Source organism: Streptomyces sp. NPDC022910 (genome assembly GCF_055561075.1).
On the sequence record NZ_JBVHHL010000017.1, the window covers coordinates 66,598 to 83,899 of the forward strand.

The window sequence follows — 17,302 nt, forward strand, 5'->3', positions numbered from 1 at the left end:
GGGAACATGAGCGAGCACACCGACACCCACCGGCAGCCCGCGGCACCCGTCGACCGCGACCGCCTGCCCCGGCTGCTCGGCGACCCCGACCTGGCCTGGCTGGTCGACCGTGTACGCCGCCGTATGGCAGGTGAGGAACCTCTCACCGGCCCGGTCACCCTGCGCGACCCCAGCACCGGGCAGCGGGCCGCCGCCGAACGGCTGTTGGGCCGTGCCCCCGGCGCCGGACGCACGCTGAGCGTCCGTCTCGACGCCGTGGACGCCGTCCTGCGCCGCTCCGGCGTCAGCCCCGACGGCCTGGCCGCAGCCGTCACCGCCCTCACCGGACCTGTCGCCCGGCTGGCCGAGGTACGTGAGCGGGAGGAGCGCGCCTGGCTGGACGGGTACGCCCCGCTCGACGAGCTCATCCGCACCGACAGGCCCGAACTGGCCGGTTGGGCCGAGCGGCTCGTCGCAGACGGCCTCGTACGCCGGCTCGCCCGCACCCCGCAGACGGCGAAGAGCCTGCTGGGCGACACGGCCGAGGCCCTGCGTCGACTGCCGGCCGATCCCGCCGGGTCCCTGCCCGCCTTCGCCGCAGGCACCTTCGGCGACGCCCACGCCCTCGACGACGGCACCCCGCTCGCCACCCTCGTCCTGTCCGGCGCCCGCGCGCTGACCGGCTTCCCGGAGGGCAGCGGAGCAGAGTGGCGCCGCGAGGCCTGGGCCGCGGCCGGGCTCCTCAAGGACGCCCTGTCCTCCACCGTCCTCACCCTGGGCCTGCGCGGCACCCCTGCCCTCGACTGGTCGGCTGACGCGGCCGAACCCGCGATCCTGACGCTGCGGCAGCTCACCCGGAATCCGCCGCGCACGGCACCCGCCGTCGTCCACGTGTGCGAGAATCCGACCGTCCTGGCCACTGCGGCCGACACCCTGGGCATCGACTGCCCACCGCTGGTCTGCCTCCAGGGCCAGCCCTCCGCCGCAGCCCTCACCCTGTTGCGCCACCTGCGCACCCACGGCACCACGCTGCGCTACCACGGCGACTTCGACTGGGGCGGACTGCGCATCGCCTCCGCCCTGCTGCGCCGCGTCCCCTGGCACCCCTGGCGCTACACGGCCGCCGACTACCGCACCGCCGTCGCCGCCACTCCACTGGCCTCGCCCTTGACCGGCACACCGACCACCGCCGCGTGGGACCCCGATCTGCCCGTGGCCCTGACCGGACTCGGGGTGCGCATCGAGGAGGAGATGGTGCTCGTCGACCTGCTGGCCGACCTCGGCCACTGAGCGGGGGCGGCCCAGGTGGATAGGGGCCGGCCCTCCCCGTCGGAAGGCAATTCCGTTACCGGAGGGTGTGAAAGCGGACCACCCCCATTACTCAACCTGGGCTGAGGCAGCCAGGCGTCCCTCCAGCTCCTCTCGCTGGAGGGCCCTCCGGACCGCCAGGGGCCACGCAGGGGACGGAAGGACCCGGAAGGGCGGCGCTGGGACGGCATCGCGAAGCCACTCTGACCTGCTGCTATGGGGACGACAGCGACTGATGCCACGGAGACTCATCCGTCGATGTGGTGTTGCAGGAACTCGCCGACGGTCACACGGTTCGAGATGGGGCCAACGGGCTTTTCCCCCGGTGCGATCCGAGGACACCGTAGGCCGGGGGCCGCGAGGCTGGGAGGCCCGCTGCAGGAGCGCGACCGGGAGGCCCTGCGGGAGATGGCTGCCTATGGCTTCCAGGTACGGATCGCCACTGCCCCGCTCCCGCAAGGTACCGTCATGATCGACCGGCGGACCATGATCCTCACCGGCCCGACCCCCTCCGCCCTGGCCGCTCAGGGCTCGCGCACCTACACCATGAGTGCCTCGCCGACCCTGATCGGCGGAACCTATGCACTGTTCGAAGCCGCTTGGGAGAGCGCGGCTGACCTGGCCACCTTCCTCGATTCGAGACGGCCCCGCACAGATGACCAGACCTCCATGGTCCTGCGCGCCCTGGTCTCCGGCGCCACGCACAAGACGGCCGCACGGGAACTGGGCATGTCGCTGCGCACCTGCCGCCACCGGGTCGCGGAGCTGCTCGCCAGCCTCTGCCTCGGCGCCCGGTTGCGCGCTGGAAGATGAATCCGCTGCGTGCGAGTTTCAGGCCCACTCCCGAGCTGGGGCGATCGTATTGGTCCGCGCCGACGGCTGACCACGCGGATACGGCAGAGCCCGTTCGTGAGCGGAGGTGTGGGGCGGGGCTCTGATCCTTGAGATCGATCATGCGTACCGGCTGCCCCGTCGTTCGGGCGATGGTTTCGAAGGCGGGCCGGTGGTTGACGGCGCGTCAATCCCGCGTGGACCCCGGGCTCCACAGCACCGTCACCGGCACCCCCGTGGTGCGCGCGTACGCCACCACCTCGGCGGTGCCGCCCCGGCCGCGGGCCGGGCGCCCGTCCCAGACGGCGACCAGGCGGTCGGCGTGGTCGACGATCCAGCGGCCGGCCGCGTAGTACGCCTCCTCGTGCGTCGCCTCCCTCGGCAGTTCGACGCGGGCCGCGCAGGCCATGAGCAGCCGGCGGTACGACGCCTGTACCTCCTCGTCGCCGAGATGGGTCTCGTAGTCCATGCCGGGGATCACCGCGGTCACCGGGACGCCGCGATCCAGGGCGATACCGGCGAAGAGCTGGTCGGCGCCGGCGGCCAGGCTGCTGAGTGCCCCGGCGGTCGTACCGGCGCTCAGCTCCGCGGTCATGCCGCGGCGGACGGCCGGGAGAACCGCGGCGGGGATGTGACGGTGGCCGGTGACGCCGATGTGAGACACGACGATCCCCTCCACGGGCGTGGTCGACCCCTTCACCCTAGTGGCGCGGCGCTCGGCGTACGACGCAGGAGATCAGGCCGCCAACGGATTCAGCACCAGCGGCTGGATCCGGCCCTCCAGCATCGCGCCGAGCCCCTGGACCGCGCAGATGTCGGGACGCTCGGCGATGTGCACGGGCATGCCGGTCGCCTGGCGGAGCATCTGGTCCAGGCCCGGCAGCAGGGCGCTGCCGCCGACCATCATGATGCCGCGGTCGGCGAGGTCGGCCACCAGGTCGGGCGGGCAGTCCCGCAGCACCTTGCCGATGCCGTCGAGGACGGCGGTCAGCGGGGTCTGGATGGCTTCCCGTACGGCGGCCGTGTCGACGAGCACGGAACGCGCGAGCCCGGTCGCCACGTCCCGTCCGAGGATCTCGGTGGACGCGGGCCCGTGCGGGGTGAGCCCGTTGCCGGACAGGGCGAGTTGCAGGGGCCGTACGGACTGGCTCGGCAGCATCAACGCGTGCTCGTGCCGCAGGTGCTGCACGATCGCGTGGTCGACCGCCTCGCCCCCCACCGGGATCCGCTCGGCCGTCACGATGTTCCCCAGTGACAGCACGGCGATCTGGGTGGCGGCGGCCCCGCACACCATGATCATGGATGCCTCGGGCTGCTCGACCGGCAGTCCGCACCCCACGGCGGCGGCGACGAGCGTGTCGACGAGCTCCACCCTCCTGGCCCCCAGCCCCACGAGCGTCTCGATGGCCGCGCGCTGGGCCAGCGGGTCCGCATCGTGCGGGGTGCAGGCGGCCGCCCTCAGCCGGGGCTTGCGGCGCAGGCTGCGGCGCAGCTTCTCGCCGAGCAGATGGCGCAGCATCCGCTGGGCCATCTCGATGTCCACGACGGTGCCGCCGGAAACGGGCCGTACGACGCGGATGTACGAGGGCGTGCGTCCCGTCATCTTCTCGGCGAGCTCACCGACCGCTATCAGTGCGCCGGTCCGGGTGTTCACGGCGGCGGCGCTCGGCTGGTCCACCACCAGCCCGGCGCCCTTGACGTAGACACGGGTCCGCGCCGCCCCCAGATCGACGGCGAAGTGGCAACGGCGCAGCTGGTCCAGACTGACGGTCATGGCGGCACCTTCCGAGAACAGACCGCGGGCGGCCGCCGGGCGGCGGGCCTTTCCTCGTCCATCGTGTGCCGCGGAACGGGGCCGCGCCTCTCGAGGTGGGCCGGGTGGGGGCAAACCGGACAGGCGATCTCGGGCATGCCGCACGCCGAGAAGCTTGTGTCCCGCCCCGGACCTGTGCCTCCGGTGACCTCTGCGTCGGTCTGTGCCGCTCGTCGATCGATGCGTTCCCGGCGTGTGCCTCGGCCGCGCCGGCTGCCTTCGCTTTGAGTCCCGGGTGTCTCCGGGCGCGCCGGAGCCCGTCCGCCCTGGCGGAAAGCCGCCACGACACCTTCCCGCCACCCGCGGTCACCTCCTCGCATCGCCAGGGACATGACACTCTTCGCAGCACTCGGACACCACCCGGGAGCCGACGAGGAGAGGCCAGATGACGACAGGACCAGTCAGACGCGGCACGGCGCTGCTGTCCGCGCTGTCCGCCGGGATCGTGTCCGCCCTGGTGACCGCGGGGCCGGTGGCAGCGCGGGACGCCGGCAGCCCGACGACGGCCACTGCCACGAGTGCCGCGCAGACCGTCACCCTCGTCACCGGTGACAAGGTGACCGTCACCGACCTCGGCGGCGGCAGGAGGGCCGTCGCCGTCGAGCGGGTCCGAGGAGCCACCGGTGCGGTGCGCACCCAGGTCGCGAACGGGGACGTCACGGTCGTGCCGGACGAGGCGCTGCCCTATCTGCGGGCCGGCACGCTCGACCGGAGGCTGTTCGACGTCAGCGCGCTGATACGGCAGGGGCTCGGCGACCGGAGCTCGGGCACCTTGCCGTTGATCGTGACCTACCGCAAGGGCGTACGGGCTGTGACCCCCAAGGGCGCCGAGAGGACCCGATCGCTGCCGAGCATCGACGGGGCCGCCCTCGACGCCGACAAGGGCAGGACGTTCTGGCGTTCCCTCACCGGGCAGCTCGGCGTCGGGAAGGTCTGGCTCGACGGACAGGTCAAGGCCGACATGGCCGAGAGCAACGCGCAGATCGGCACGCGGGCCGCGTGGGACACCGGGCTGACCGGCAAGGGCGTCACCGTCGCCGTCCTCGACACCGGAGTGGACACCGGCCATCCCGACCTGGCGGGGCGGGTCGCGCGCACCGAGAGCTTCATCGACGGAGAAGACGTCGCCGACCGCAACGGGCACGGTACGCACGTCACGTCCACCGCCGCGGGCAGCGGCGCCGCCTCCGAGGGCGCGGAACGCGGTGTCGCGCCCGGCGCCACGCTCGCCGTCGGCAAGGTGCTGAGCGACCAGGGCTCGGGCAGCGAGTCGCAGATCATCGCCGGGATGGAGTGGGCGGCGCGCGAGGTGCGGGCCCGGATCGTCTCCATGAGTCTCGGTTCGACCGAGCCAAGCGACGGCACCGACCCCATGGCCCAAGCAGTCGACAGCCTCTCCGAGGAGACCGGCGCCCTCTTCGTCGTCGCGGCCGGCAACACCGGCACGCCCTCCTCCATCGGCTCGCCAGGCGCCGCCGACGCCGCCCTGGCCGTCGGCGCCGTCGACTCCTCCGACCTGGCCGCCTACTTCACCAGCGCGGGACCGCGATACGGCGACAACGTCCTCAAGCCCGACCTCTCCGCCCCCGGCGTCGACATCCTCGCCGCCCGCTCCGGGCTCGCCGGCGGCAGCGGCCCCTACACACGGATGAGCGGTACGTCGATGGCGACCCCGCACGTCGCCGGGGTCGCCGCCCTCCTCGCCGAGGAGCATCCCGACTGGACCGGCGCACGGCTCAAGGACGCCTTGATGTCCACCTCGAAGCAACTGGATGTTTCGGCCTACCAGTTGGGGGCCGGACGCGTGAGCGTGCCGGACGCCGTCGCGGCGCGTGTCACCGCCACCGGCAGCGCCGACCTCGGCTTCCACAGCTGGCCGTACGCCGCGAACAAGCCGGTCACCAGGACCGTCACCTACACCAACTCGGCCGACGCGCCGGTCGAGTTGAACCTCGCCGTGCGGGGCGCGCCCGAGGGCGTCGCCGTCCTCGCCGACTCCACGCTCACCGTGCCCGCGCACGGCACCGCCTCCACGACCGTCACCGGCGACGCGTCGAAGGCGCCGGTCGGCACCACCTCCGGGCAGATCGTCGCCTCCGAGAACGGCACGCCCGCCGCACACACCGCGTTCGGACTGGTCAAGGAGGGCGAGCGGTACACGCTCACGGTCGACGTCAAGGACCGGGACGGCGCTCCGGCCTCCGCCGACCTCTGGGTGCAGCAGCTCGCGCAGGGCGCCGACCCGCTCCCCGCCTCCGTCGGCTCCTCCGGCACCCTGAAGCTGCGGCTCGAGCCGGGCACGTACAGCGTGACCTCCTTCCTCGACGTGCACGGCAGCCACGGCGCCGACTCCCTCGGGCTCGGCTTCCTCGCGGCGCCCGAGATCACGCTCGACCGGGACCGCGAGGTGACGCTGGACGGCAGGAAGCTCCACGAGATCAGGGCCGAGGTCGGCCGGCGCACCGAGACCCGCCAGCTGCTGATGGAGTACGACCGGAACGCGAACGGCTCCGACCAGTTCGGCGCCGTCCAGGTGCCCGTGAAGTACGACAGTGTGTTCGCCGCGCCCACCGCCCAGGTGACCCGGGGCAGCTTCGAGTACCGGACCGTGTGGCGGCTCGGCAAGCCCCTGTTGGAGGTCAAGGGTCTCGGTGAGGCGGTCGCGCAGCCCGGCGGCACGCTGATGGAGGGGCGCACCCGGCTGCCGCTCGTCGACGTGGGGGACGGGCCGTTTCCGGCTGATGCGCGCGGCAAGGCCGTCCTCGCCCGGCTCACCGACGGCACCGATCCCACCGCGCTCGCCAAGGCGGCCCAGGACGCGGGCGTCAGGGCCCTGTTCGTGACCGACGTCGTCCCCGGGCGCCTGAACGCCTGGTGGGGCACCGACGACAACGCGGACCGGCCGCTGCAGATCGCCACCGTGAACGCGGCGGACGCGGACCGGCTGCGCGCGGCCAAGGGGGTCGACATGACGGGGACGCGTAACACCCCGTACGTGTACGACCTGTCCCGGGGACATCAGGGGGCCGTCCCCGACACGGACCTCACGTACGCGCCCGGACCGGGTGAACTCGCCGTGCTGGACACGAGGTTCCACGCCGTGGAACCGGCGAGCGGCGGCGAGTTCCGGTACTCGCTCACCGACGCCTTCCCCGTGGGGATCGGTTTCCAGGAGCGGATCGACTACCCCGCCGAGCGCACGGACCATGTGTCGACGGGGCCGGGGCAGCTGTGGCACGAGTCCGTGTCGGTCGGTGACGGCACCCTGGAGCAGCGCGGCGGACTGGTCCGCTACCGGGGTGGAAACCACCGGACTCTGAACTGGTTCAAGCCGGTCTGGCACCCCTGGCTCGGCACCGGTCTCGGCTGGGGCCAGCAGCGCTCGGGGAACGTGATGCAGTTCAACACGCCCGGCTGGGGCGACTCCGGCCCGGACCACACCGGTTTCGGCGACGTGTGGAGCGACGGCACGGGTATGACCCAGACCACCGCCGTGTACCGGGACGGCGCGCTCGTCGACCGGAGGACGAGTTCCGGCGTGTACGTGTGGGACGCGCCCGCCGACGAGCACACCTACAAGGTCGCCACGGACACGACCCTGGACGCGGACCGCTGGAAGCTCGCCACAAGGGGCCACTCCGTGTGGACCTTCCGCTCGGCGGCCACGCCCGACGACCGCTGGACCTTCCTGCCGCTGCTCAACCTGGCCTACGACGTCGACACCGACCTCGCGGGCGACGTCCGCGGCGGCCGGGTGCCGGTCGGGATCTCCGCCTCGTACGTGCGGGGCGCGTCCGGCACCGGCACGATCGGCGGCGCGCAGTCGGAGGTGTCCTACGACGACGGCATCTCCTGGCGGACCGTGAGGCTCACCGCCGGCACGGGGAACTCCTGGCGCGGCGCGCTCACCGTGCCGCGCGGCGCGCAGTACGTCTCCCTGCGCGCCTCGGTGGGCGACGACCGGGGAGGATCGGTCACCCAGGAGATCATCCGGGCGGTGAGGGTGAAGTAGCACCGCCGCCCACGATCCCCCGTACGACCCCCAGGGCCACCAGGTCCTGGGGACGTACGCGGAGCTGGTCCGCCGTCGCCCGCACCTGCCCGGCCGGGCGCTTGAGTATCGCGGCGGCCAGCTCCGGTGCGATGACGGAGAAGTAGCTGTCCGGTGTGACCCATGTGCGGTCGGGCGCGGCCAGTGCGAGCGCTCCACCGGAGCCGCCCTCGCCGATCACCAGCGAGGTCAGGGGCGTACGGGCGATGGCGACCGCGGTGAACAGGTCCGCGATCGCGGCGCCCGCGCCCTGCCGCTCGGCTTCGGCGTCGTTGGCGGCGCCCGGAGTGTCCACCAGCGTCAGCACGGGGATCGACAGGGCGTCCGCCAGGCGGATCAGACGGGCGGCCGTGCGGTATCCCGGGGGGCGCGTCGCGGTGCCGGTCTGGGCGGCGTACGCGATCGTACGGCCGTCATGGCTGCCGAAGCCGCAGAGCATGCCCTCGTCCCTGCCGCCGCAGCGGTCGCCGCCGAGGGCCGCCCGGCGGGTGAAGTACGCGTCCAGGTAGGCACGGGCGCGCGGGCGCTCCGGATCGCGGGCGCGTCGCACGGCGTCCCAGCCGGTGGCCGGGAGGTCCACGGGGCCGAGCGCTCCGGGCACGGGCGCGGGCTCGTCCGACGGTGCGGTGAGCAGCCGCATCCACAGGCCCACCGCCTCCTTCAACTCCTCCGGCGGTACGACAGCGTCGACCGTGCCCGCGGCCAGCTGGCCCTCCGCGGTGTACGCCGCCGGGTCCGCGTCCGGCGGGCGTACCCGGGAGCCCGCGAAACCCACCTGGACGCCCGGCAGGGCCAGCACCACGTCGGCGCCCGCGCCCAGCGTGGCCCAGCCGCCGCCGGTCGTAGGGTCACGCAGGACCGCGAGCTGCGGCAGCCCGGCCGCGCGGGTGAGCGCCGACTGGCGGGCCACGCGCTGGAGCTGGGTCAGCGCGAGCATGCCCTCCTGCATCCGGCTGCCGCCCGTCGCCACCAGCGATACGACCGGCAGCCGGTGTTCACGGGCGTACACGTGCGCCGACTCGAGCCGGTCGCCGGTGCGCTCGCCGAGGGAGCCGCCGAGGAAGCCGAACTCGAAAGCGATCAGCACGGCAGGGGTGCCGCCGACGGTCGCGCGCCCGCAGACCACGGACTCCTCCTCGCCGGTGCGGGCGGCGGCGCGGGCACGCGAGGCGTCGTAGCCCGTCCACGCCAGCGGACCGTCCGGCTTGGACTCGCGTGCCGGGCGGGGGAGTTCCGCGAAGTCGTCCGTGAGGAGGGCGAGGGCCTCCCGCGCGGTCGGGCGCTCAGGCATCGCCCAGCGCCCGCTTCATGATCTTCCCCATGTCGTTGCGGGGCAGCGCGTCGAGGTGACGTACGACGCGCGGGCGCTTGTGCGGGGCGAGACGCCGCGCCACGTGGTCGGCCAAATCGCCAGCGGCGGGCGGGTTCGCGGGATCCGCCGGCACGACCCAGGCGACGATCCGCTCGCCCAGATCCTCGTCGGGCTCCCCGGTGACGGCAGCCTCCCGCACCCCCGGGTGTTCGAGCAGCGCGTTCTCGATCTCGCCCGCCCCGATCTTGTAGCCGCCGCTCTTGATGAGGTCGGTGGCCTTGCGGCCCACGATGCGGACGTACCCGTCGGCCTCCCGCACCGCCATGTCACCGGTGCGGAACCAGCCGTCGGACGTGAAAGCGGCGGCGGTGGCGTCGGGCCGGTTGAGGTACTCGGTGAACAGGTTCGGGCCGCGGACCTGGATCTCGCCGACCGTCTCCCCGTCGTACGCGGCGATCGGCGAGCCGTCCTCCTCGACGAGCCGCAGTTCGACCCCGGGCAGCGGCACGCCGACCGTGCCCGGGCGCGGCTCGCCGTCCGCGCGCACGCTCGTGTTCATCAACGTCTCGGTCATCCCGTACCGCTCGATGACCCGGCGGCCGGTCGCGGCGGCGATCCGCTCATGGTCGTGCACGGGCAGCGCGGCGGACCCGGAGACCAGCAGGCGGGCCTGCCCCAGCGCCTTGGCCAGCTCCGGGTCGCCGGGCACCGCCTCCGCGACCCGGTGGTACATCGTCGGCACCCCGAACAGCATGGTCGCCCCGTCGCCGAGCTCCCGCGCCACACCGTCGGTGCTGAAACGCCCCAGGTGACGTACGGATCCGCCACGCCGAAGGGGGCCGAGAACGCCCAGCACCAGCCCGTGCACATGGAACAGCGGCAGCCCCTGCACGAGCACGTCGTCACCGGTCCACTGCCAGGCGTCCGCGAGCGCGTCCAGCGTGGCCGCCACGGCACGGCGGGGGATGACGGCGCCCTTGGGCGGGCCCGTGGTCCCCGAGGTGTAGACGACCAGGGCGGGGTCCTCGTCACCCACCTCGGCGGGCGCCAACGCGCCGGCGCCCCGCACGTCGACATCGACACGCTCCAACCCGCCCAGCGGATCGGGAAGCTCATCGCCGGGGGCGGCCAGCACCAGCTTCGGCGCACTGTCCGACAGGATGTGCCCCAGCTCGCCCTCCCCGGACTTCGGGTTGAGCGGGACGACGGGCACGCCCGCGCTCAGCGCGGCCACCACACCGACGGCGGTCTCCAGGGAGGGCGTGGCCCAGACGGCCACCCTGCCCTCTCTGCCGATGCGCCCGGCGAGCGCACCCGCCGCCGCGGCCAGCTCCGCGTACGTCAGGACCCGCTCACCGAAGCAGAGCGCGGGCCGCCGCCCGGCCGAGGAATCGGTCAGGGCCGGAAAGAGGGAGGACACGCGAGGTACTCCTAGGGTCGTCGCGGACACAGGGACTCCAGGACCGTTCCTACATCAGAGCGAGCGAAAACCCACCTCCGCGGTGACGCGGACCTCACGCGTCCCGGCCGACCGCGCGTACTCGATATGGGTTGCCGCGGATCCCGCCCCCGTTGTTAGCCTGCGCGCACAAGCCGTCCCACGGACAGGAGTCCCGACGTGTCCCGCACCGCCGCCGCCCGAGTCGCGCTCGTCACCTGCCGACCCGGGCCGGACGTCTCGGCCGACCGCGATCTGCCGGGCCTGGTGGCCGAGTTGAGGGCGGCCGGGGCCGACGCCGACGCCGTGTACTGGGACGATCCGGACGTCGACTGGGCGGGGTACGACCTTGCCGTGATCCGTTCGACCTGGGACTACAGCTGGCGGGCGGAGGAGTTCATCGCCTGGGCCGAGCGGTGTGCGAAGGCCACGCGGCTGGCCAATCCGGTGGGTGTCGTGCGCTGGAACACCGACAAGCGATACCTCGGGGAGCTGGCCGCCGCGGGCGTCCCGGTCGTCCCCACGCGGTACCTCGCTCCCGGCGACCCTGTCGACCTGCCCGACGACCACGAGTACGTGGTCAAGCCCACCTCGGGTGCGGGGGCCCGGTTCGCTGCCCGGTACACGCCCGGGGAGCACGCCACCGCCCTACGGCAGCTCGCGCGGATGCACGCGGAGGGGTTCACCGCGATGGTGCAGCCCTATGTGAAGGGCATCGACGTCAACGGCGAGCGGGCGCTGCTGTTCTTCGGCGGACGGTTCCTGCACGCCAGCCGTAAGGGCGCCGTCCTCGCACCAGGCACGCCGTACGACGAGAAGAAGGTGGCCCATCCCCGTCTGGAGCCCTGGATCCCGACCCCGGCAGAAGTCGCCGTCGCCGAAAGCGCCCTGGCCGCCGTACCGGACGCCCCGGAACTCCTCTACGCCCGCGTCGACCTCGTGGACGACGCGGACGGCCGGCCGTGCGTGATGGAGCTGGAACTGGTCGAGCCGAACCTGTTCCTCGACCTGCACGCCGGGTCGGTGCCCGTGGTCGTGGAGGCGATCCTCACGGCTGCCCGCTGACACCCGTCCGCTGCAGCAGGCCCCAGGTGAACTCCGCCGCGCACTCGCGCCGCACACCCGAGGCGTCCGGCGCGGCGAAGGCGAGCCCCCAGCGGGTGGGGGCCGTGCCCTCCAGAGGGCGGGCAGGAGCGAAGGCACGGGCCACCTCGTCGACCGTGCAGGCCCAGGGGGTGAGGTCCTCCAGGGTCTCCAGCTTCGGTGCGGGCGCACCCGGCGCCCGCACCAGCCACTCGTTCCACACCGCTCCGTTCGGCGCCACCAGGATCTCGAAGCGCAGGTCCGGCCAGAGCGGGACCGGCCACAGCAGGGCATCGCAGTCCAGGTCGCCGATCCGGCGGGGCGTCGTCGACCCCGGCTCGCCCAGGACCGAGCGGTACCGCGAGGCGGCGACGCGGGCGCGCGGGGAGTGCAGCATGGCCTGCCAGCGGCGGTTCGCCTCGCGCATCTCCGCGATCGAGACGCCCAGCTCACGGCGGGCGTCCTCGACCAGGTCCGGATTGTGGTCGGCCATGCGGCGCAGCAGGACCAGCTGGAAGTCCAGGGCGGTGAAGGGGCCGGTGGGGCGCTTCGCGGACGGCATGGGACCCATCCTCGCGCACGGTGGCGGAACCCCGGCGGCGACCGCACGGGCCGGGAGGCCGCAGCCCGTGTAGCCGGTCCTGCGCGCGCAGCGCCTGCGCGGAGAACCGGGCGATCTCAGGACGCGACGCCAGTGACGGTCCGCACCGCACGCACCGCACGACCATTGCCCGGCCAAGCCCACTATGACTAGCCTGTGTTCGCCATGCCGATCGCCAGTTGAAATTTCGAACGAAGGAGAGGGGGCCGGTCGTGGGACGCCTCGTACCTGCCGTGACCCGGGCTCTCGACATACTGGAGCTCTTTCTCGACGGGGACGGGACGCTCTCCGCCCCCGACATCGTGCGCAAGCTCCAGCTGCCGCGCACCACCGTGCACGAGCTGGTCACCACGCTCGCCGCACGCTCGTACATCGTCCCGGTGCCGGGGCAGCCGGGACGCTACCGGCTCGGCGTGCGCCCGTACCAGCTCGGCAGCCGCTACGCCGAGCAGCTGGACCTCGCCGCCGAGGGCCAGCAGGTCGCCCGGTCCGTCGCCGAGACCTGCGACGAGACCGTGCACGTGGCCATTCTCGAGGGCACCGACGTCATCTACATCGCCAAGGTCGACTCCACGCACGCCGTGCGCATGGTGTCGGCTGCCGGACGTCGGCTGCCCGCTCACTGCACCTCGGTCGGCAAGATGCTCCTCGCGTCCCTTCCCGAGCCCGAGCTGGCCGCTCGCATACCGGACGGTGCCGAGCTCGTGGCGATGACCCCCAACAGCATCACCGACCCGGCGGTTCTGCGCGAGGTCCTGGGCGAGATCCGGGCCCGCGGCATCGCCGTGGAGACCCGCGAGTCCAACCCCGACGTCAGCTGTGTCGCCGCCCCCGTGTGCGACCGCGCGGGGCGGGTCGTCGCCGCGCTCTCCATCTCCGTGCCGATGATCCGCTGGAGCGACGAGCGCCGCGCCGAACTCGAGCAGCTCGCCGCGAAGGGCGCCGCGGAACTCTCCGAGCGGCTCGGTCACCGGAGGCTCGCATGACGGGGTACGAGGTCGCCGTACGGGCGGAAGCGGCCCTCGGCGAAGGCCCGACGTGGGACACCGACGCCCAGCGGCTGATCTGGGTCGACATCCTGAGTTCCCGGGTGCACACCTACGACCCCGCCACCGGGCGCCGCACCGTCATGGCGACCGAGCAGCACGTGGGCGCCGCCAAGCCGCGCGCGGGCGGCGGCCTGGTGGTCAATCTGCGGGACGGCGTGGGCATCTACGGCCCCGACGGCCGCGACTTCCGCTGGCTGCACCGCGAGCCAGTCCCCGGCCGCCGCGGCAACGACGCGGCGGTCGCCGCGGACGGCTCCCTGTGGGCGGGCACCATGCGGTACGACGAGGCGCCGGGCGGCGGCACGCTGTTCCGCGTCACCGGCGACGGCACGGTGGGCACCCTCATGGACGACGTCACCGTCAGCAACGGCACGGGCTGGAGCCCCGACGGACGGCTGGTGTACTACATCGACTCGCCGACCCGTCGCGTCGACGTCCTCGACATGACGGACGACGGCCGTGCGGTCGATCCGCGCCCGCTGGTCCACGTCGAGCGCGGGTTCCCGGACGGACTCACCGTCGACGCCGACGGCTGCGTCTGGGTCGCCCTCTGGGAGGGCGGCGCGGTCCACCGCTACACCCCCTCCGGCGCACTGGACCGCGTCCTCGAACTGCCCGTGCGCCGTCCCACCGCATGCGCGTTCGGCGGCGCGGACCTGGCCGACCTGTACATCACCACGGCCCGTACGGGGCTCGAGGCACCTCATCCGCTCTCCGGCTCGGTGCTCGTCGTCCCCGGCGCCGGAAAGGGCCTGCCGCAGCCGGCGTTCGCCGGCTGACACCCGCTTCAGGGCCCCGTCCGACCGCCGGGCGGGGCCTCTGTTCTGTGCGCGTCGCCGTTCAGGCACTCCCCGAGAGGACCTCACGGCCCGCACCGCGCACCCTGCTCCCACCCGTCCCGCCCGATTCACCCTGGACCCCGCCTTCACCGTCGGCGAGGTCAGCCCCGGCGGCGACGGGCCACTGGGGTGGTCCTCGGTGACAACGGCACCCCTGGGCGGCGCGGGTCCGGGGAACCGGCCTCGTATCCGCGTTCAATCGCGCCAGAGAACCGAATCGCCGAGCACGGAGAGTGCTCGCTGGCGCGGATCTCCGAGCCATGTCCCACAGCGCTTGAGGGAGATTGCGATGAGCGGCACAACGACGTTGCCGACACCGTCCGGTCCTTACCTGGACAAGGGGCTGCTGCCCGCCGACTTCTACGCCCACGAGGAACTGCTGTCGGACAGGGAACGGGAGAAGATCGAGTCCGTCCGCGACTTCCTGCGCACGCAGGTCGCCCCGATCGTCGACGACTACTGGGCCCGGGCCGAGTTCCCCTTCCAGCTGGTCGAGGGCTTCGGGAAGCTGGGCCTGATGGACTGGGCCGACCCGGACTCCCCGGAATCCAGGCCCAGCAACCTCTTCGCGGGCTTCATCGCACTGGAGCTCGCGCACGCCGACGCGTCCTTGGCGACGTTCTTCGGCGTGCACACGGGTCTGGCCATGGGCACCATCCTCACCTGCGGCTCCGACGAACAGAAGCGGCGGTGGATGCCGGCGATGAGCCGCTTCGAGAAGATCGGCGCCTTCGCGTTGACCGAGCCGCACGGCGGGTCCGACGTGGCCGGCGGTCTGCGGACGACCGCGCGCCGCGACGGCGACGGATGGATCCTCGACGGAGCCAAGCGGTGGATCGGAAACGCGACGTTCGCCGACCTGGTCGTCGTCTGGGCCATCGACGTCGAGACCCGTCAGGTGCTCGGCTTCGTCGTGGAGAAGGACACCCCCGGGTTCACCGCGACGAAGATCGAGCACAAGATGGCGCTGCGGATCGTGCAGAACGCCGACATCGTGCTCGACGGCTGCCGCGTTCCGGAGGCCAACCGGCTGCAGAACGCGAACTCGTTCAAGGACACCGCCAAGATCCTGCGCCAGACGCGCAGCGGGGTGGCGTGGCAGGCGGTGGGAGTGATGTTCGGCGCCTACGAGATCGCCCTGCAGTACGCGAAGGAGCGCGAGCAGTTCGGGCGACCGATCGGAGGCTTCCAGCTCGTGCAGGACCTGCTGGTGAAGATGATCGGCAACGCCACGGCGTCGTGCGGGATGGTGACGCGCCTGGCCCAACTGCAGGACGCCGGGGTCTACCGGGACGAGCAGTCCGCGCTGGCGAAGGCCTACTGCACCGTGCGGATGCGCGAGAACGTGGGATGGGCGCGGGAACTGCTGGCCGGCAACGGCATCGTCCTCGACTACAAGATCGGCCGCTTCGTCGCCGACGCGGAGGCCATCTACTCGTACGAGGGCACGCGGGAGATCCAGACCCTCATCGTCGGACGTGCCGTGACCGACGGCCTGAGCGCCTTCGTGAGGTGACGACGAATGACCACCGAATCCGTCTTCACCGGTCTGAAGGTCCTCGACGCGTCGAGCTTCATCGCGGGACCGGCCGCGGCCACCGTGCTCTCCGACTTCGGAGCGGACGTCATCAAGATCGAGCCGCCGGGAAAGGGGGACCCCCAGCGGCGGCTGAGCTCCGTGCCGCCCAGTCCCCAGGCACAGGCCAACTACAGCTGGCACCTCGCCAACCGCAACAAGCGCGGCATGGTCATCGATCTGAAGTCGCCGGCGGCCACCGAGGTCCTCAAGCGCCTCGTCGAGTGGGCCGACGTGGTGATCACCAACTTCCCGCACGGCACGCGCGAGAGGCTGCACCTCGGCTACGACGAGGTCGCGGGCTGGAACCCGGGGGTCGTCTACGCCGACATCACCGGCTTCGGGGACGCCGGCCCCGACGCCGGGCAGCCGGGCTTCGACCTGACCGCCGCCTGGTCGCGCAGTGGTCTGCTGGCCTCCACCCGGGACGCGGGAGCCCCGCCGACGGTGCCGGTCTGGGGCAGCGGCGACTACATGTCGGCGATCGCGATCTACGCGGCGATCGTCACCGCCCTGTACCGCCGCGAGCGTACGGGACAAGGGGCCAGTGTCGGCACGTCGCTGCTCGCCGCGGGCGTCTGGGCCACGGGAACGCTCGTGGCCGGCGCGTTGGCCGGCGGCACGCCGTTCGAGCTGCACGACCGGAAGGCCCCGGCGAACCCGCTGATCAACCCTTACCGGACCGCGGACGGCGAGTGGTTCATGCTGGTCGCTTCACCCCCGCACTGGCCGGGACTGACGCGGGCCGTCGGGCACCCCGAGCTGCTCGAGGACCCCCGTTTCGCCGACATCGAAGGCTTCGTCGAGAACTCCGCCGCGCTGACCGAGCTGCTCGACGCCGAGTTCCGCTCGCGGCCCTTCGCCCACTGGAAGGACGCCCTGGACCGGGAACGCGTCGTCTACAGCCTCATTCAGACGCCGGAGGAGGCCGCGCAGGACCCGCAGCTGCGCGCGAACGACATCGTCGTGCCGCTGGAAGGGGTCAGCGGGCTGGAGGAAACCATCAACAGCCCTGTCAACCTGCGAGGCGTCGCGAAGGTCCCGGCCAAGCGGGCGCCGGACCTGGGCGAGCACAACGACGAGATCCTCGCCGAGCTGGGATTCGGCCCCGCCGAGATCGCCGAACTGCGCGCCCAGGGAGCGATCCCCGGCCCGACGGAAGCGGAGGCATGGCGATGACGCCGGCCCCACCGGGTCCCGCGCCGGCCGGGGCCGGGGAGCTCGCGGGGCGCGTCGCGCGGAACGCACCGCCTGCGGTGGCGGCCGGCAAGGAGGTCCTGCGCGAAACGCAGGGCCTGAACGAGAGTGACGCGTTCGGTCGCCAGGACGAGCTCACGAGCGGGTCGGCCGCCGGCGAGGACGCGCGGGCAGGTGCGCGGGCGTTCGCCGAGAAGCGCGCCCCCGTCAGGCACGGCCGCTGAT

Annotated in this window: 14 protein-coding genes; 9 read left to right on the plus strand and 5 right to left on the minus strand. The window is 72.9% G+C overall.

The window, feature by feature from the left end; genetic code table 11:
- The first annotated feature begins 6 nt into the window (after window positions 1-6).
- Both ACZ3TS_RS18450 and ACZ3TS_RS18455 read left to right on the plus strand, forming a co-directional pair.
- Window positions 7-1,269 carry a TIGR02679 family protein gene (locus ACZ3TS_RS18450; RefSeq protein WP_467619006.1) on the plus strand — a complete coding sequence of 421 codons (1,263 nt, stop codon included), beginning with the start codon at window positions 7-9 and terminating at the stop codon, window positions 1,267-1,269.
- Window positions 1,270-1,695: 426 nt separating this feature from the next.
- Window positions 1,696-2,100, plus strand: coding sequence for a hypothetical protein (locus ACZ3TS_RS18455; RefSeq protein ID WP_467619009.1), 405 nt, complete (start codon window positions 1,696-1,698; stop codon window positions 2,098-2,100).
- A gap of 205 nt (window positions 2,101-2,305) precedes the next feature.
- On the opposite strand, the gene ACZ3TS_RS18460 is transcribed toward ACZ3TS_RS18455, so the two are convergent.
- Both ACZ3TS_RS18460 and ACZ3TS_RS18465 read right to left on the minus strand, forming a co-directional pair.
- Window positions 2,306-2,782, minus strand: coding sequence for a hypothetical protein (locus ACZ3TS_RS18460; RefSeq protein WP_467619010.1), 477 nt, complete (start codon window positions 2,780-2,782; stop codon window positions 2,306-2,308).
- A gap of 72 nt (window positions 2,783-2,854) precedes the next feature.
- The gene (locus ACZ3TS_RS18465; protein WP_467619012.1) at window positions 2,855-3,892 is read right to left on the minus strand and encodes a rod shape-determining protein; all 1,038 of its coding nucleotides are present in this window, start codon (window positions 3,890-3,892) and stop codon (window positions 2,855-2,857) included.
- Window positions 3,893-4,316: 424 nt separating this feature from the next.
- On the opposite strand from ACZ3TS_RS18465, the gene ACZ3TS_RS18470 reads away from it, so the two are divergent.
- Window positions 4,317-7,943 (plus strand): S8 family serine peptidase, encoded by a 3,627-nt coding sequence (locus ACZ3TS_RS18470; RefSeq protein ID WP_467619013.1) that lies wholly within the window; start codon window positions 4,317-4,319, stop codon window positions 7,941-7,943.
- On the opposite strand, the gene ACZ3TS_RS18475 is transcribed toward ACZ3TS_RS18470, so the two are convergent.
- Complete coding sequence (locus ACZ3TS_RS18475) at window positions 7,918-9,273, minus strand: carboxyl transferase domain-containing protein (RefSeq protein WP_467619014.1); 1,356 nt, start codon at window positions 9,271-9,273, stop codon at window positions 7,918-7,920. The two genes, ACZ3TS_RS18470 and ACZ3TS_RS18475, sit on opposite strands and share 26 nt — an antisense overlap.
- Window positions 9,266-10,714, minus strand: a complete 1,449-nt coding sequence (locus ACZ3TS_RS18480) for an acyl-CoA synthetase (protein ID WP_467619016.1) — start codon at window positions 10,712-10,714, stop codon at window positions 9,266-9,268. Before ACZ3TS_RS18480 ends, ACZ3TS_RS18475 begins: the two co-directional genes overlap by 8 nt.
- A 198-nt stretch (window positions 10,715-10,912) precedes the next feature.
- On the opposite strand from ACZ3TS_RS18480, the gene ACZ3TS_RS18485 reads away from it, so the two are divergent.
- Window positions 10,913-11,797 carry an ATP-grasp domain-containing protein gene (locus ACZ3TS_RS18485; protein WP_467619019.1) on the plus strand — a complete coding sequence of 295 codons (885 nt, stop codon included), beginning with the start codon at window positions 10,913-10,915 and terminating at the stop codon, window positions 11,795-11,797.
- Here ACZ3TS_RS18485 and ACZ3TS_RS18490 read toward each other — a convergent pair.
- Window positions 11,781-12,386 (minus strand): hypothetical protein, encoded by a 606-nt coding sequence (locus ACZ3TS_RS18490; protein ID WP_467619021.1) that lies wholly within the window; start codon window positions 12,384-12,386, stop codon window positions 11,781-11,783. The two genes, ACZ3TS_RS18485 and ACZ3TS_RS18490, sit on opposite strands and share 17 nt — an antisense overlap.
- Before the next feature lie 242 nt (window positions 12,387-12,628).
- Between ACZ3TS_RS18490 and ACZ3TS_RS18495 the strand changes: the two genes are divergently transcribed.
- The 5 genes from ACZ3TS_RS18495 to ACZ3TS_RS18515 all read left to right on the plus strand — a co-directional run bounded on the left by ACZ3TS_RS18495 (window position 12,629) and on the right by ACZ3TS_RS18515 (window position 17,301).
- Entirely contained in the window at window positions 12,629-13,402 is a 774-nt protein-coding gene (locus tag ACZ3TS_RS18495) for an IclR family transcriptional regulator (protein ID WP_467619022.1), read from the plus strand.
- Window positions 13,399-14,244, plus strand: coding sequence for an SMP-30/gluconolactonase/LRE family protein (locus tag ACZ3TS_RS18500; protein ID WP_467619025.1), 846 nt, complete (start codon window positions 13,399-13,401; stop codon window positions 14,242-14,244). The genes ACZ3TS_RS18495 and ACZ3TS_RS18500 overlap by 4 nt, the downstream gene beginning before the upstream one ends.
- Window positions 14,245-14,593: 349 nt before the next feature.
- Window positions 14,594-15,820 (plus strand): acyl-CoA dehydrogenase family protein, encoded by a 1,227-nt coding sequence (locus tag ACZ3TS_RS18505; protein ID WP_467619027.1) that lies wholly within the window; start codon window positions 14,594-14,596, stop codon window positions 15,818-15,820.
- A gap of 6 nt (window positions 15,821-15,826) precedes the next feature.
- On the plus strand, window positions 15,827-17,059 hold the full coding sequence (locus ACZ3TS_RS18510; protein WP_467619029.1) for a CaiB/BaiF CoA transferase family protein: 1,233 nt from the start codon (window positions 15,827-15,829) through the stop codon (window positions 17,057-17,059).
- Window positions 17,050-17,301 carry a hypothetical protein gene (locus tag ACZ3TS_RS18515; protein ID WP_467619032.1) on the plus strand — a complete coding sequence of 84 codons (252 nt, stop codon included), beginning with the start codon at window positions 17,050-17,052 and terminating at the stop codon, window positions 17,299-17,301. The genes ACZ3TS_RS18510 and ACZ3TS_RS18515 overlap by 10 nt, the downstream gene beginning before the upstream one ends.
- Window position 17,302 lies beyond the last annotated feature (1 nt).